This is a genomic window from Mesorhizobium sp. M0715 (genome assembly GCF_040320355.1).
GTDB lineage: Bacteria > Pseudomonadota > Alphaproteobacteria > Rhizobiales > Rhizobiaceae > Mesorhizobium.
In genome coordinates this window covers 20,272-33,829 of the sequence record NZ_JAMYPL010000030.1, presented here as the reverse complement: position 1 = coordinate 33,829, position 13,558 = coordinate 20,272, and the positions used below count along the sequence as shown (strand labels likewise).

15 protein-coding genes, 1 pseudogene and 1 riboswitch are annotated in these 13,558 nt (G+C 62.6%); of the genes and pseudogenes, 12 read left to right on the top strand and 4 right to left on the bottom strand.

Going from position 1 to position 13,558, the window contains the following annotated elements; translation table 11 throughout:
• A complete protein-coding gene (pdxH, locus tag NKI21_RS27705) occupies nt 1-618 on the bottom strand; it encodes a pyridoxamine 5'-phosphate oxidase (RefSeq protein ID WP_023808637.1) in 618 nt (205 codons plus the stop codon).
• A gap of 76 nt (nt 619-694) precedes the next feature.
• Here pdxH and NKI21_RS27700 point away from each other — a divergent pair, with 76 nt between their 5' ends.
• From NKI21_RS27700 to NKI21_RS27685, 4 genes are all read left to right on the top strand, one after another.
• Nucleotides 695-1,156, top strand: a complete 462-nt coding sequence (locus NKI21_RS27700) for an RT0821/Lpp0805 family surface protein (RefSeq protein ID WP_027035968.1) — start codon at nt 695-697, stop codon at nt 1,154-1,156.
• A 100-nt stretch (nt 1,157-1,256) separates the two neighbouring features.
• A complete protein-coding gene (locus NKI21_RS27695; RefSeq protein ID WP_352677115.1) occupies nt 1,257-2,186 on the top strand; it encodes a DnaJ C-terminal domain-containing protein in 930 nt (309 codons plus the stop codon).
• A 105-nt stretch (nt 2,187-2,291) separates the two neighbouring features.
• Complete coding sequence (fabI, locus tag NKI21_RS27690; RefSeq protein ID WP_023808634.1) at nt 2,292-3,110, top strand: enoyl-ACP reductase FabI; 819 nt, start codon at nt 2,292-2,294, stop codon at nt 3,108-3,110.
• 46 nt (nt 3,111-3,156) lie between these two features.
• Nucleotides 3,157-3,744: a histidine phosphatase family protein gene (locus tag NKI21_RS27685; protein ID WP_352439986.1), complete on the top strand. Its 588-nt coding sequence runs from the start codon at nt 3,157-3,159 to the stop codon at nt 3,742-3,744.
• A gap of 66 nt (nt 3,745-3,810) precedes the next feature.
• Here NKI21_RS27685 and NKI21_RS27680 read toward each other — a convergent pair whose 3' ends face one another.
• Nucleotides 3,811-4,071, bottom strand: a complete 261-nt coding sequence (locus tag NKI21_RS27680; protein WP_023808632.1) for a DUF1344 domain-containing protein — start codon at nt 4,069-4,071, stop codon at nt 3,811-3,813.
• A 183-nt stretch (nt 4,072-4,254) separates the two neighbouring features.
• Between NKI21_RS27680 and aroC the strand changes: the two genes are divergently transcribed.
• Together aroC and ribB are read left to right on the top strand one after the other, a co-directional pair.
• Nucleotides 4,255-5,364, top strand: coding sequence for a chorismate synthase (gene aroC / locus NKI21_RS27675; protein ID WP_023808631.1), 1,110 nt, complete (start codon nt 4,255-4,257; stop codon nt 5,362-5,364).
• Between the two features lie 102 nt (nt 5,365-5,466).
• Nucleotides 5,467-6,567: a 3,4-dihydroxy-2-butanone-4-phosphate synthase gene (ribB, locus tag NKI21_RS27670; RefSeq protein ID WP_023808630.1), complete on the top strand. Its 1,101-nt coding sequence runs from the start codon at nt 5,467-5,469 to the stop codon at nt 6,565-6,567.
• A 37-nt stretch (nt 6,568-6,604) separates the two neighbouring features.
• Here ribB and NKI21_RS27665 read toward each other — a convergent pair whose 3' ends face one another.
• A complete protein-coding gene (locus NKI21_RS27665; protein ID WP_352868422.1) occupies nt 6,605-7,828 on the bottom strand; it encodes an MFS transporter in 1,224 nt (407 codons plus the stop codon).
• 121 nt (nt 7,829-7,949) lie between these two features.
• Between NKI21_RS27665 and NKI21_RS27660 the strand changes: the two genes are divergently transcribed.
• Together NKI21_RS27660 and NKI21_RS27655 are read left to right on the top strand one after the other, a co-directional pair.
• Nucleotides 7,950-8,558 carry a TetR/AcrR family transcriptional regulator gene (locus NKI21_RS27660; protein WP_352628635.1) on the top strand — a complete coding sequence of 203 codons (609 nt, stop codon included), beginning with the start codon at nt 7,950-7,952 and terminating at the stop codon, nt 8,556-8,558.
• 284 nt (nt 8,559-8,842) lie between these two features.
• A complete protein-coding gene (locus NKI21_RS27655; protein WP_352628637.1) occupies nt 8,843-9,826 on the top strand; it encodes a hypothetical protein in 984 nt (327 codons plus the stop codon).
• A 122-nt stretch (nt 9,827-9,948) separates the two neighbouring features.
• Here NKI21_RS27655 and bluB read toward each other — a convergent pair.
• Nucleotides 9,949-10,566 (bottom strand): annotated as a pseudogene (bluB, locus tag NKI21_RS27650) (5,6-dimethylbenzimidazole synthase); the annotation flags it as partial.
• 111 nt (nt 10,567-10,677) lie between these two features.
• Nucleotides 10,678-10,857: riboswitch (cobalamin riboswitch) on the bottom strand.
• A 121-nt stretch (nt 10,858-10,978) separates the two neighbouring features.
• Here bluB and NKI21_RS27645 point away from each other — a divergent pair.
• The 4 genes from NKI21_RS27645 to NKI21_RS27630 all read left to right on the top strand — a co-directional run bounded on the left by NKI21_RS27645 (nt 10,979) and on the right by NKI21_RS27630 (nt 13,497).
• On the top strand, nt 10,979-11,905 hold the full coding sequence (locus tag NKI21_RS27645) for a histone deacetylase family protein (RefSeq protein WP_127290880.1): 927 nt from the start codon (nt 10,979-10,981) through the stop codon (nt 11,903-11,905).
• A 3-nt stretch (nt 11,906-11,908) separates the two neighbouring features.
• Nucleotides 11,909-12,160, top strand: coding sequence for an exodeoxyribonuclease VII small subunit (locus NKI21_RS27640; protein WP_127268720.1), 252 nt, complete (start codon nt 11,909-11,911; stop codon nt 12,158-12,160).
• A 110-nt stretch (nt 12,161-12,270) separates the two neighbouring features.
• Nucleotides 12,271-12,537, top strand: coding sequence for a DUF2277 domain-containing protein (locus NKI21_RS27635; RefSeq protein ID WP_027035955.1), 267 nt, complete (start codon nt 12,271-12,273; stop codon nt 12,535-12,537).
• Between the two features lie 39 nt (nt 12,538-12,576).
• Complete coding sequence (locus NKI21_RS27630) at nt 12,577-13,497, top strand: pirin family protein (protein WP_352550848.1); 921 nt, start codon at nt 12,577-12,579, stop codon at nt 13,495-13,497.
• The last annotated feature ends 61 nt before the right edge of the window (nt 13,498-13,558 follow it).

Genomic DNA, 13,558 nt, shown 5'->3' with positions numbered 1-13,558 from the left:
TCAGGGATAAAGCCGTGTCTTGTCCCAGCCGTCCTTCGCACTGCGCGTAAAAACGAGCCGGTCGTGCAGCCGGAACGGCCTGTCGTGCCAGAACTCAATGGTGCTGGGCACGATTCGGAAGCCGGACCAGTGCTTTGGCCGCGGGATCTCGCCGACCGGGTAGCGTGCCGTGTATTCTGCCACCGCCTTTTCCAGCGCAAAGCGGCTTTCCAGCGGTCGCGACTGTTTCGAGGCCCAGGCGCCGATGCGGCTGCCGCGCGGCCGCGTCGCGTAATAGGCGTCGGCTTCGGCGTCGCTGACGATCTCCACCGGTCCGCGAATGCGCACCTGGCGGCGCAGCGACTTCCAATGGAAACACATCGCCGCCTTCATGCTGCCAAGAATCTCCTGGCCCTTGGCGCTCTCGAAATTCGTGTAGAAGACAAACCCGCCTTCATCGAATCCCTTGAGCAACACCATACGCACATCCGGCATGCCGTCGGCATCGACGGTCGCCAGAGCCACGCCGTTGGGGTCGTTCGGCTCGCTTTTCGTTGCGTCGTCCAGCCATGCGGCAAAGAGGCGAAACGGCTCGGCAGCCTCGGTAAAGTCACCGCTTGTTAACTCAGTGTCACTCATAGTTTTTCTCAAATTGTCACGAAGCCAAGATTCTTACAAAACCAAGATTCTTAACGAAGCAAGGGGAGGCTGCCGATTGTCGCGTATCGCGCAAGCTTTTGACAGCAGGCAATGGAGCGTTATCGCTTCGGCCAGCGCGAAAGCCGCGATCGTGGCGGTCGCCTTGCCGCTTGCCGCGTGTGGCGCCGGCGGCTTCAGCCTGGAAAAAGCCGAAGTCGACCGCTCGATCCTGACCAGCAGCACATCGGCCTCGGCCGCGCCGGCCAATTTGGATCGCGACTCCGACCAGACGACGATCGGCAATGCGGTTTCCTCGGCCGATATCGAGCAGCTCGGCGGGCAGGCCGTCCCATGGGCCAATGCCGGCACCGGCTCGCGCGGTTCCATCACCGATCTGGCGGAATTGAAGGACAACGGCCAGACCTGCCGCCGCTTCAAGGCCTCGCGCGAAAGCTTTGACGGCGTTGCCATGTTCGAAGGCGAACTGTGCCTGGCCAGCGCCGGTGGCTGGCGCATGCAGGACTTCAAGGCACTCTGATTTTCCGCGTCTGATATGCTGCTCCAGCACTGGAATTTCTTCCTATGCGAGCGCATATAGGAGGCAACCAGAGACTCAACTCTACTCCAGGGCAGTAAGCATGCGCGACCCCTATGAGGTGCTGGGCGTTGCCAGGAACGCATCGGCCAAGGACATAAAGTCGGCGTATCGGAAACTCGCCAAGAAGCATCATCCGGACCAGAATCCGAATGATCCCAAGGCGAAGGACCGTTTTGCCGCGGCCAACCAGGCCTACGAGATCGTCGGCGACGAAAAGAATCGCGCCGCTTTCGATCGCGGCGAGATCGACGCCGACGGAAAGCCGCGATTCCAGGGCTTTGAGGGCGCTGCCGGTGGCGGCGATCCCTTCGGCGGGTTCCGCCGGCAGCAAGGTCCGGGCGGTTCGCGGTTCGAATTCCGCTCCGGCCGACCGGGTGGCGATCCGTTCGACGGCAACAGCGACATCTTCAGCCAGATTTTTGGCGACACTTTTTCGGGCGCGCGCGGTCCCGGCACGGGCGATCGCCGTCAGCAGGCGACAGCAGCCGATCTGAACGTGACGCTCGACATCACCATCGAGGAAGCGGCGACCGCCGAAAAGGTGACGGCGATGTTCCCCGACGGCCGCAAGGTGGCGGTCAAGCTGCCGGCCTATGTCGAGGATGGTCAGACCATCCGCCTCAAGGGCCAAGGCGAGCAGGGGCCGGGCCAGCCGGGCGACGCGCTGGTCAAGATCCATCTGCGCCGACATCCACGCTACCGCATCGAGGGCCGCGACCTGCACGCCGATCTGCCGGTGGCGCTGGCGGATGCGGTGCTCGGCGCCAAGGTGCCGGTCGAGACGCCGACCGGCAGGCTCGCGGTCAACATTCCAGCCTGGTCGAGCTCCGACAAGGTCCTGCGGCTGAAGGGCAGGGGCCTGCCGGAAAAGGCCGGCGGCCACGGCGATCTCTACGCTCATGTGCGCATCATGCTGCCGGAAGACGGTGATAGCGCGCTCGAAGCGCTGTTGCGCAGCCAAAAAGGCTGATCGGCGGCTTTTGTCCCCTGAACTGTCCGGTTTGAGCGCTTGAAGGGGCTCTGTGCCTGTGCGATAGGGCAACCCACAAAGCTGAATCTTGCGGAGAGCGCTGACATGGCGGGTGGACAGGGCCTAATGGCCGGCAAGCGCGGCCTCATTCTTGGCGTCGCCAACAATAGGTCGATCGCCTATGGCATCGCCAAGTCGTGCGTCGACCATGGCGCCGAGATCGCGCTGACCTATCAGGGCGAGGCGTTCAAGAAGCGCGTCGAGCCGCTGGCGGCGGAACTGGGCGCCTTTGTCGCCGGCCATTGCGACGTCACCGACCCGGCGAGCCTGGACGAGGTTTTCGCCAATGTCGCCAAACATTGGGGCAAGCTTGATTTCCTCGTCCACGCCATTGCCTTCTCCGACAAGGACGAGCTGACCGGCCGCTATGTCGAGACGACGCGCGACAATTTCCTGCGCACCATGGACATTTCGGTCTATTCCTTCACCACCATTGCCAAGCGCGCCGAGGCGCTGATGACCAATGGCGGCTCGCTGTTGACGCTGACCTACTACGGCGCCGAAAAGGTGATGCCGCACTACAACGTCATGGGTGTCGCCAAGGCGGCGCTCGAGGCCAGCGTGCGCTATTTGGCGGTCGACCTCGGCGCCAAGAAGATCCGCGTCAACGCCATTTCGGCCGGTCCGATCAAGACGTTGGCCGCCTCCGGCATCGGCGATTTCCGCTACATCCTGAAGTGGAACGAGTACAATTCGCCGCTGAAGCAGACGGTCACGCAGGAGGAAGTCGGCGATTCCGGCGTCTATTTCCTGTCCGATCTGTCGCGCGGCGTCACCGGTGAAGTGCATCACGTCGATTCGGGCTACCACGTCGTCGGCATGAAGGCGGTCGACGCACCTGATATTTCGACGGTCAAGGACTAACGCCCGGCCAACCGTCGTCCGTCCCGATCCCGCACCGGAAGACCTGATGTACCCGCTGGTTTATATCGCGCGCCACGGCCAGACCGCGTGGAACGCCGAATTCCGGCTTCAGGGGCAGGCCGACACCGATCTCAACCCTCTTGGCCGCGAACAGGCGACCGGAAACGGGCTTCGGCTAGCCGCGTTGGTCCCAAACCCCTGGGAATTCGATTTCCTCGCCAGTCCGATGAAACGGACGCGCGAAACGATGCAGCGTATTCGCGCCGCGATGGAGCTCGATCCGGGTGCCTATCGAACCGATCCGCGCCTCGTCGAAGTCAATTTCGGCGACTGGCAGGGATTTACCTTTCCCGAGCTCGAGACACGGTATCCCGGAGCGAGCATGACGCGGGCTCTGGACAAGTGGAACTTTCAGCCGCCCGGCGAAGGCGCCGAGAGCTATCAGATGCTGCTCGAACGGGTGAGGCCATGCTTCGACGAGATCGAACGCCAGACGATATGCGTGACCCATGGCGGCGTCATGCGCACCTTGTTTCGCTTCGTTCTGGGGCTGGCCGAGGACGAGGCAGCGAACCTGGAAATACCGCAGGATCGCCTGCTCAAGCTCGAAGGCAAGAGTCTAGAGTGGCTTTAGGCCAGTTCGCACACGGCTCGGCGAAAGCTGAACCGCAAACACTGCATTCAATTGAGGTTGGAAGCTCTAGTTGGCAGAGCTGTCCGGCAGTTCCATGTCGGTGACGATGTTTTCGCCATTGGTCACATCGTAGGCGATGACGATGTCCATGCCCGGCTTCAGCGCGTCGAGATCAGTCTCTGCGTTCAGCTTGTAGGACTTGCCGTCATCCAGCGTCAGCGTCGCCGTGTCCTTGTCGATCTTCTTGATCAGGCCTTCGGTCTGGCCGGCGAAAGCGGCGGTGGAAAGCAGCAGCGTGGCGGCAACGGCGCCAATCAGGGTACGCATAATCGTTCCTCTTTATCATTGCACCGGCACGGCGGCGGCGGATACTCAACGGCGGATCGAAGAAAGCAGAAACCAGCCGAATGTGTCAAAACTTAAACGGCTGGGATGACAGTTTGACCACTGCGAAAAACGCCAATAGAAGGCAGGCTTCAGCCGGCTCCGCTGCCGGGCAGGGCACTTTCCATGTCTCACAACACGTTCGGCCACCTTTTCCGCGTCACCACCTGGGGGGAAAGCCATGGCGCCGCCCTCGGCTGCGTGGTCGACGGCTGCCCGCCTGGCATCCGCTTTACGCGCGACGATATCCAGGTCGAACTCGACAAGCGCCGGCCGGGGCAATCACGTTTCGTGACGCAGCGTCGCGAACCAGATGAAGTGAAGGTGCTGTCTGGCTTCATTTTCGACGAGGACGGCGAGACGATGATCACCACCGGCACGCCGGTGTCGATGCTGATCGAGAATGTCGACCAGCGTTCAAAGGATTATGGCGAGATCGCCCGCCAATACCGGCCGGGCCATGCCGACTACACTTATGACGTGAAATACGGCGTGCGCGATTATCGCGGCGGCGGCCGCTCCTCGGCCCGCGAGACGGCAGCCAGGGTGGCGGCCGGTGCCTTGGCGCGCAAGGTGGTTCCGGGCGTGGTGGTGCGCGGCGCGCTGGTGTCGATGGGCGAAAAATCCATCGACCGCGCCAACTGGAACTGGAATTTCATCGGCGATGCCGAAAATCCGTTCTTCACCCCCGATCCGGCGTCCGTTCCTGTCTTCACCAGATATCTCGACGGCATCCGCAAGGCGGGCTCCTCGGTCGGTGCGGTGATCGAAATCGTCGCCGACGGCGTTCCGCCAGGCCTCGGCGCGCCGATCTATGCTAAGCTTGACCAAGACATCGCCTCCGGCTTGATGTCGATCAACGCCGTCAAGGGCGTCGAGATCGGCAACGGCTTCGAGGCCGCCCGCATCACCGGTGAACAGAATGCCGACGAGATGCGCATCGGCAATGACGGCAAGCCGGTGTTCCTGTCCAACAATGCCGGCGGCATCCTCGGCGGCATCTCGACCGGCCAGGCGATCGTCGCCCGTTTCGCCGTCAAGCCGACCTCGTCGATCCTGACGCCGCGAAAGTCGATCGACAAGGACGGCAAGGACGTCGAGATCATGACCAAGGGCCGCCACGATCCATGCGTCGGCATCCGCGCCGTGCCGATCGGCGAAGCAATGGTTGCCTGTGCGATCGCCGACCACTATCTGCGGCATCGGGGACAGACGGGGAGGGGAATAGGGGAATAGGGCAATATGTTGCGCTCTTAGTCCGGCCGGCCAAATCTTTTTGCTTTCCCTACTCCCGTACTGCCCTACTCCCTTATTCCCCTGCGAGCGAAGCGAGTACCCATGCCTTACGACCAGAAAAAAATCGTCGAAGCCCTGCGTGCTTTCGAACGCGGCGAGATCGTCGTCGTCATGGATGATGACGGGCGCGAGAACGAGGGCGACCTGATCGTCGCCGCCGTCCACTGCACGCCCGAAAAAATGGCGTTCATCGTTCGCCACACGTCCGGCATCGTCTGCACGCCGATGCCGCGCGAAGAAGCCAAGCGGCTTAACCTTGCGCCGATGGTCGCCGACAACGATTCCGCCCACACCACGGCTTTCACCGTCAGCGTCGATTTCAAGCATGGCACCACCACGGGCATCTCGGCCGAAGATCGCACTTTGACCGTTCGCAATCTTGCCAACGGCAATGTCGGCGGCTCGGATTTCGTCCGGCCCGGCCACATCTTCCCTTTGATTGCGCGCGAAGGCGGCGTGCTGATGCGCTCCGGTCATACCGAAGCAGCGGTCGATCTGTGCAAGCTCGCCGGCCTGCCGCCGGTCGGCGTCATTTCCGAGCTGGTCAATGATGACGGCACCGTCAAGCGCGGCCCGCAGGTGCAGGCTTTCGCCCAGGAGCATGGGCTGAAGCAGGTTTCGGTCGCCGACCTCATTGCCTACCGGCAGCGCAAGGAAACTCTGGTCGAACGCGTCGCGTGCTCGGAAATCGACACGCTCGGCGGCAAGGCACAGGTCTTCACCTACACGCTGCCGTGGGACTCCATGCATCACGTCGCGATAGTCTTCGGCGACATCCGCGACGGCGAGGAGGTCCCGGTGCGTCTGCATTCCGAGGATGTGGTGACCGATGTCTTCGGCACCAGCCACCGGCTCGACGCCATCATGAAGGCGATGGGTGAGCGCAGGCGCGGCGTCATCGTCTATCTCAGAGAAGGCTCCGTCGGCGTTGCGCATCAGGAACGCAAACGGCCGGCCAGCGGCGACCGCGAGGATCACGAAGAGGCTCGCCGCCGCGAAAACGAGTGGCGCGAGATCGGGCTCGGCGCGCAGATCCTCAAGGATCTCGGCATCTCCTCGATCAACCTGATCGCCTCGCGCGAACGCCACTATGTCGGCCTCGAAGGTTTTGGCATCCACATCGCCAAGACCGAGATCCTCTAGGCAGCTAGCGCCCGGCTCGAAACCGGGCGCTATCTGATTATTCCGCGGCAATCGCGGCCGCTTCACATCCGTCCATCTCGCACTCAGTCGTGGCAAGGCTGCGTTGGCCAAGCAGCACCGTGGCCAGCGCGATCGTGCCTGAAGCCACCGACACCCAGAACCCGTTCGGTGCACCGAACGCATCCACCACCGCGCCGGCCGCGAACGAGCCCAGCGCCATGCCGATGCCGATGCCGGTCATGACCCAGGTGATGCCTTCGGTCAGCATCGCTTCCGGCACATGCCGCTCGATCAGGCCGAAGGCCGTGATGAAGGTCGGCGAGATCGCCACACCGCTGATGAACACGGTCAGCGCCAGCAGCGGCACGGTGTCGGCGGCGAGCGGCAACAGCGTGCCGAGCGCGACGAGGGCGACTGCGATGGCGAGCTGGCGTTGCAGCGGCGCCTTCAGGCTGAGCGCGCCGACGATGATGCCGAGCACGAACGATCCCAGCGCATAAACGCCGATGACAAGGCTGGCGGCGCCGGGTTGGCCAAGCTCCTTGGTGATCGCCACGGTGGTCACTTCCGTCGTCGCGAAGGTTGCGCCGACGAAGATCAGGGCAAGCGTGATGATCTGAACCGGCCGCAGGCGGATCGCCGAGCCGCTTGAGTTATGGTCGACCGGCCGCACCTGGGGCTCGGTCGAGCGTTGCAGGATGAAGGCCGCTGATCCGAATGCGAGAAATAATGTGCTCACCAGAACGCCGGCTTCCGGGAATAGGGCGGCACTCAGGCCGACCGATAACGATGCCCCGGCGATATAGACCAGTTCATCGGCCACGGACTCGAAGGCGAATGCGGTGTTCATCTGCGGTCGTCCTCGGAAAATCTCTGTCCAGCGCGCCCGCACCATCGCAGGTATGCTTGGCATGGCGGCGGCCAGGAGTGCCGACACGAACAGCGTCCACACCGGCCAGTCCTGGTTGGCCGCCGCTATGAGGATGGCGAAAGCCAGCACCGCGATGATAGTGGTGGGCACGACGATTCGTGTCTGGCCCAGGCGGTCCACCAGTCTCGATATTTGCGGCGCGACGAAGGCGTTGGCCAGCGCGTATGTCGCCGAGACGGCTCCAGCCAGCCAGTATTCGCCGCGCGCCTGCGACAGCATCGCCACGATGCCGATGGGCGCCATGGCGATCGGCAGGCGCGCTAGGAAGCCGGCGGCCGCAAAGCCCTTGGCGCCGGGGGCACGAAAGATTGCCGCATAGGGATTTTGCATCGGTTGGTTCCTCGACAAAGGACGATTGGACAATTACATACGGAGCGTATGATTATTAGATAGAGCATACGCCGCGTATGTCAATTAGCATACGAAGCGTATGTGAGTAGGTCCAGGACACATGCACAAACCCCGCAAGGAGATGATCGCCGAGACGCGCGCAAAGCTTATTGCGGCGGCCCGTCATGCCTTCGGCACAACAGGCTATGCGGAAGCCTCGATGGATGATTTCACCGCTTCGGCCGGGCTGACGCGCGGTGCGCTCTATCATCATTTCGGCGACAAGAAGGGGCTGTTGCAGGCGGTCATAGCCCAGATTGACGGCGAGATGGCGGCGCGCATCAATGAGGTCGCGTCGAGAGCACCGACCCGCTGGCAACATTTCGTCGACGAGTGCTCGACCTATATCGAGATGGCGCTGGAGCCGGAAATCCAGCGCATCATGTTCCGCGATGGCCCGGCCGTGCTGGGGGATCCAGCGCAATGGCCGAATGCCAGTGCGTGCATCGCTTCAATGACCGACCATCTGACCGCGCTGCAGGAGGAGGGGGTCGTTGTCTCCAGCCTCGACCCCGAGACCGCCTCGCGACTGATCATCGGAGCGAGCAGCCAGGCGGCGCAACGGATCGCCAATTCGAACGACCCCGAAACGACGTCGAAGAAGGTGGTGACGGCGTTCAAGCAACTGCTTGAAGGCCTGCTGAAGAAGCCGGATCCGCAGTCGAATTGAAGTTCTCACCGGAGCTTTCGTGCCGGCAGCTGTTCACGATAGGAATTTTTTCTTGACACCATGCCCTCAGCTAAGGTATATATTCGTCCATGGTGCTGATTTGCGCCAGTGACCGGCCGCACAGGCGGGTTTTTCGTTTGATGCTCCGTCAGCCAACGCGCTGGCGGGCTCCGAACCAACCCGTTACCCCGAATTCGTCGCCCTTTGGCGTCAGGGCCGCAATTGACAATCGCCGGGTTGAGTCCATCCTCTTCCACCATCTCTGAGGCGGAGATTCGGGACACATGTGGGATTTCGAGATCGGCCGGTCGGTGTCCATCATGATGCGGACCTGGCCGTTCATCGTCTTTCGCATGATCGTCTATTTCGGCATCACGCTGGCCTATATTATGGCAACCGGCACCGGCGCCTCCGTCGGCTATGGCGTTGGCCATATCTCCACCGATCCCGACGGGCCGCTGTCGTTTGCCCTGTGGGGCGGCGTGGTCGGTTTCGGCGTCGTCTCGATCGCCGTCTACTGGATCCGCGAATACATCCTCTATGTCGTCAAGGCCGGCCACATCGCCGTCATGGTTCATCTGATCGACGGCCGCGACATTCCCGGCGGTCAGGACCAGATCGCCTACGCCAGGGATGTCGTCACCCAGCGTTTTGCCGAAGCCAACATCCTTTTCGTCGTCGACCGACTCGTCAAGGGTGCCATCCGTGCCATCACCGGCCTGCTCGGCGGTATCGCCGCCTTCCTGCCGATACCAGGCCTGAGCGGCCTGGTCTCCTTCATCAACACGGTGATCCGCCTGTCGCTGACCTATGTCGACGAGATCATCCTCGGCTACAACATCCGCATCAATTCAGCCTCGCCCTTCGAGACGGCGCGCCAAGGCGTAGTGCTCTATGCTCAGAACGGCAAGGTCATGGTCAAGAACGCCGTCTGGCTGGCGGTCATCATGTGGGGCATGTCGTTCATCATCTTTCTGATGATGCTGGCACCTGCCGGTGCGATTCTGTTCCTGATGCCTGGCCAGCTCGCCGGCTGGGCTTTTGTGCTCGCCATCGTCTTCGCCTGGGCATTCAAGGCGGCGTTCATCGAGCCTTTCGCCATCGCCTGCCTGATGCAGGTCTATTTCAAGACCATCGCGGGCCAGGTGCCCGATCCGGCCTGGGACGCCCGGCTGGCCGAGGCATCGTCGAAGTTCAGGGAGCTCAAGGACAAGGCGCTGGCCTCCTTCGGCGGTTCGCGCTGGGCTACGGCCGGCGCCACACCCTGATCGGCTGGGCGGATGGTGTCTGGTGAGGCAGGAACGGTGTTGAGGCGCGCCACGGTGGATTTGAGCTGTGTCTCGCCTTGCCCGGAAAAGGTCTCGCTCATGATCAGCTCCGGCAGCGGCAGCCGCCGTCCCCAGCCATGCGTTTCAAGGTCCGGTTTGGGAGCGAACTCGGAAACACGGCCGAGGCAGAGATAGGCGACCGGCGTTACGTGATCCGGAATGGCCAACAGCCGCTTCAGCGCCTCAGCCTCGATGATGCTCACCCAGCCGACGCCAACGCCCTCGGCACGCGCGGCCAGCCAGAAATTCTGCACCGCGCAGACGGTGCTGTAGAGATCCATCTCCGGATTGTGCCAGCGTCCCAGCGGCGAACCCTTCGAGCGCTGCCGGTCGCAGGTGATGCAGATGTTGAGCGCGCTCTCGCAGATGCCTTCCAGCTTGAGCTTGCGGTACAGCGCCTGTTTTTCCGCCTCGATCGCCGGCAGTTCCTGTTCTCGCGCGGCCAGGAACAGGTCGCGCACCTCCGCCCGTCGTTTGACATCGCGAATGACAATGAAATTCCATGGCTGCATGAAGCCGACCGATGGCGCGTGATGGGCGGCAAGCAGCAGCCGTGCCAGCACGTCGTCATCGATCGCGGTGGGCAGGAAATGGCTGCGCACGTCACGCCGCGTGAACATGGCGCGGTAGACCGCATCGCGCGCATTCTGGTCAAATCCATCGTCAATGGCAGCGGTCATGTGTTCCGGCATCGCTTGTCCCCTTGCGATTGCAGATTCAAAACTGACAGAGCGTACTTTGTGCGTCCAAGTAGACGCACGTCGCTCTGATGCCATCCGCCTGACCACGCGGATGACAATGCCTGCCAGGCCGGTCTTCTGGCTCGGGATCAACCCGCGTCCGGTGCCTTCCCGTCATCGACAGTGGCATTTACCGGCGCGGTCCCCCTCACAGCGTTGGGCACGCCACGGAATTCAACCGTGTTCCCGATTCTCCCGCTTGCGGCGGGCACCAGGCAGTACCAGGGACCTTACGCCGAAGCGCCCGCGGGGCCAATGCCTGCGGCGACGCGAATGGACGCAGTCGCGATTTTCCCCAGTCATCGGCCGCCCGTGCATGGCCTTTGTCGATCCGGGTCACTAGATTAGGACGATGACCACCCGTCTCTACACCCATCCGATCTTCCTCGAGCATCTCACGCCGCCCGGACATCCCGAGCGGCCCGACCGCTTACGCGCCATCGAGCGCGTGCTCGACGACGAAGCCTTTGCCGGGCTCGATCGTATTCAGGCGCCGGAAGGCGACGAGGCCACCATCCTCTACGCGCATCCCGCCGATTTCGTCGCCCGCGTGCGCGCCGCCATCCCCGACGAGGGGATTGCCCGCATCGATGCCGACACCACTGCCAGCCCGAAGAGCTGGCAAGCGGCGATCACCGCGATCGGCGCCGCCAACGCCGCCGTCGATGATGTCTTTTCGGGCCGCGCCGACAACGTCTTCGTCGCCGCCCGGCCGCCCGGCCATCATGCCGAAAAGACCACGGCGATGGGCTTTTGCCTGTTCAACACGGCGGCGATCGCGGCGCGTTATGCGCAGAAGAAACACGGTGTCGAGCGCGTTGCCGTCGTCGACTGGGACGTGCATCACGGCAATGGCACGCAGGATATTTTCTGGGACGATCCGTCGGTGCTCTATTGCTCGACACACCAGATGCCGCTTTATCCCGGCACCGGAGCGAAGACCGAAACGGGCGCCGGCAACATCGTCAACGCACCGCTGGCGCCGCAGACCGGCAGCGAAGTGTTTCGCGATGCCTTCCTGTCGCGCGTCCTGCCCGCGCTCGACAATTTCGCGCCCGACCTGATCATCATTTCGGCGGGGTTCGACGCGCACCACCGCGATCCGCTGGCCGAGATCAATCTGACCGAGGATGATTTCGACTGGGCGACCGGCCAGCTGATGCAGCGCGCGGCACGCCACAGCGGCAACCGGCTCGTCAGCCTGCTCGAGGGCGGCTACGATCTGCAGGGATTGGCATTTTCGGTCGCCGCCCATGTCGGGCGACTGATGAAAGGATGAATGATGGCCGATGAGACCAACGAAGACGTCAAGGCGATGAGCTTCGAGCAGGCACTCGATGCGCTGGAGAAGATCGTCGATGATCTGGAGCGTGGCGACGTGCCGCTCGACCAGTCGATCAAGATCTATGAGCGTGGTGAGGCGCTGAAGGCGCATTGCGACCGGCTGCTGAAGGCCGCCGAGGACAAGGTCGAGAAGATCAGGCTGTCGCGCGACGGCAAGCCGGTTGGAACGGAGCCACTCGACGCGGATTGAGGCTCGGTCCGAAAATGGCCTCGCCTCACCGGTTTTTGGACATGATCATGATCGAGGATATAACTCGTTCCGATTGAAACAGCTCAAGGACAAGAGGAGATACGGAAGCGATGTGCAGAAACATCAAGACCCTGTTCAATTTTGATCCGCCGGCAACCAATGACGAGGTGCGCGACGCGGCTCTTCAGTTCGTCCGCAAGCTGAGCGGAACCACGCGACCCTCGAAGCAGAACCAGCACGCCTTCGACCATGCCGTCGAAGCCATCGCCGCCTCGGCGCGCGAACTGCTCGATTCCCTGGAAACCCACCAGCATCCGCGTAATCGCGAAGAGGTCGCGGCCAAGCTGCGGGCAAAGGCGGCGATCCGCTTTGCCTGATGCGGCCAGGCGGCCTTCGACCACCGACAAGGAGAGTCCATGAGCTTCTTCCCCGGGAAAGACCCTGAGGCAGGCGATGCCTTCGCCAGCGATCAGATCGAATTGATGGTCATACCCAACGCCAAGGATATCGGCGGTTTTCAGGTGCGCCGTGCCCTGCCGACGGCAAAAAGGCGGCTGGTGGGGCCGTTCATCTTCTTCGACCGCATGGGTCCCGCGATCCTGCGCGCCGGTCAGGCACTGGATGTCCGTCCGCATCCGCATATCGGCCTGTCGACGGTCACCTATCTGTTCGACGGCAAGATCCGGCACCGCGATTCACTCGGCACCGAAATGGTCATTCAGCCCGGCGACGTGAATTTGATGACCGCCGGCCGCGGCATCGTCCATTCGGAGCGTACGCCGGAGGAACTGCGTGGCGCGCCGATGTCGGTATCCGGCCTGCAGACATGGCTGGCTCTGCCGGACGACAAGGAAGAGGTGGCTCCGGTTTTCGAGAATACCGCAGCGCTTCGGCTTCCCGAGATCGAAGCCGAAGGCGTCAACGGGCGCCTCATCATCGGCGATTTCCAGGGACTGCGGTCCCCGGTCAGGGCCGACACGGAGACGCTCTACGCCGACCTGCGCCTGGCGCCCGGCGCCAGCGTGAAAATCCCTGCTGATGCGGAAGAACGCGCCATCTATACGCTGGAAGGCGAGGTCTCAATTTCGGGTGATGTATTCCCAGCCGAACGGCTGCTGGTGTTCCGTCCCGGTGACGAGATCGTCGTGTCGTCGCAGACCGGGGCGCATTTCATGCTGTTCGGCGGCGCCTCTCTTGGTTCGAAGCGTTACATCTGGTGGAATTTCGTCTCGTCGTCCAAGGAGCGCATCGAACAGGCGAAAGAGGAATGGAAGACGGGCCGCTTCGACATCGTTCCCGGAGACGAGGAAGAGTTTATTCCGCTGCCGGAAAGCTGATGCCCTGTCACCCAAAAGTGGCAGAACGAAATGCATAGACAAAAGACTAGGGCCTGATCCG

Bases quoted from the DNA above. Each gene is read 5' to 3' on its own strand.
- aroC (WP_023808631.1), top strand. From the start codon at position 4,255: ATGTCTCACAACACGTTCGGCCACCTTTTCCGCGTCACCACCTGGGGG.
- NKI21_RS27655 (WP_352628637.1), top strand. From the start codon at position 8,843: ATGTGGGATTTCGAGATCGGCCGGTCGGTGTCCATCATGATGCGGACC.
- NKI21_RS27660 (WP_352628635.1), top strand. From the start codon at position 7,950: ATGCACAAACCCCGCAAGGAGATGATCGCCGAGACGCGCGCAAAGCTT.
- NKI21_RS27630 (WP_352550848.1), top strand. From the start codon at position 12,577: ATGAGCTTCTTCCCCGGGAAAGACCCTGAGGCAGGCGATGCCTTCGCC.
- NKI21_RS27695 (WP_352677115.1), top strand. From the start codon at position 1,257: ATGCGCGACCCCTATGAGGTGCTGGGCGTTGCCAGGAACGCATCGGCC.
- fabI (WP_023808634.1), top strand. From the start codon at position 2,292: ATGGCGGGTGGACAGGGCCTAATGGCCGGCAAGCGCGGCCTCATTCTT.
- NKI21_RS27685 (WP_352439986.1), top strand. From the start codon at position 3,157: ATGTACCCGCTGGTTTATATCGCGCGCCACGGCCAGACCGCGTGGAAC.
- NKI21_RS27680 (WP_023808632.1), bottom strand. From the start codon at position 4,071: ATGCGTACCCTGATTGGCGCCGTTGCCGCCACGCTGCTGCTTTCCACC.
- NKI21_RS27645 (WP_127290880.1), top strand. From the start codon at position 10,979: ATGACCACCCGTCTCTACACCCATCCGATCTTCCTCGAGCATCTCACG.
- NKI21_RS27635 (WP_027035955.1), top strand. From the start codon at position 12,271: ATGTGCAGAAACATCAAGACCCTGTTCAATTTTGATCCGCCGGCAACC.
- NKI21_RS27640 (WP_127268720.1), top strand. From the start codon at position 11,909: ATGGCCGATGAGACCAACGAAGACGTCAAGGCGATGAGCTTCGAGCAG.
- NKI21_RS27665 (WP_352868422.1), bottom strand. From the start codon at position 7,828: ATGCAAAATCCCTATGCGGCAATCTTTCGTGCCCCCGGCGCCAAGGGC.
- pdxH (WP_023808637.1), bottom strand. From the start codon at position 618: ATGAGTGACACTGAGTTAACAAGCGGTGACTTTACCGAGGCTGCCGAG.
- ribB (WP_023808630.1), top strand. From the start codon at position 5,467: ATGCCTTACGACCAGAAAAAAATCGTCGAAGCCCTGCGTGCTTTCGAA.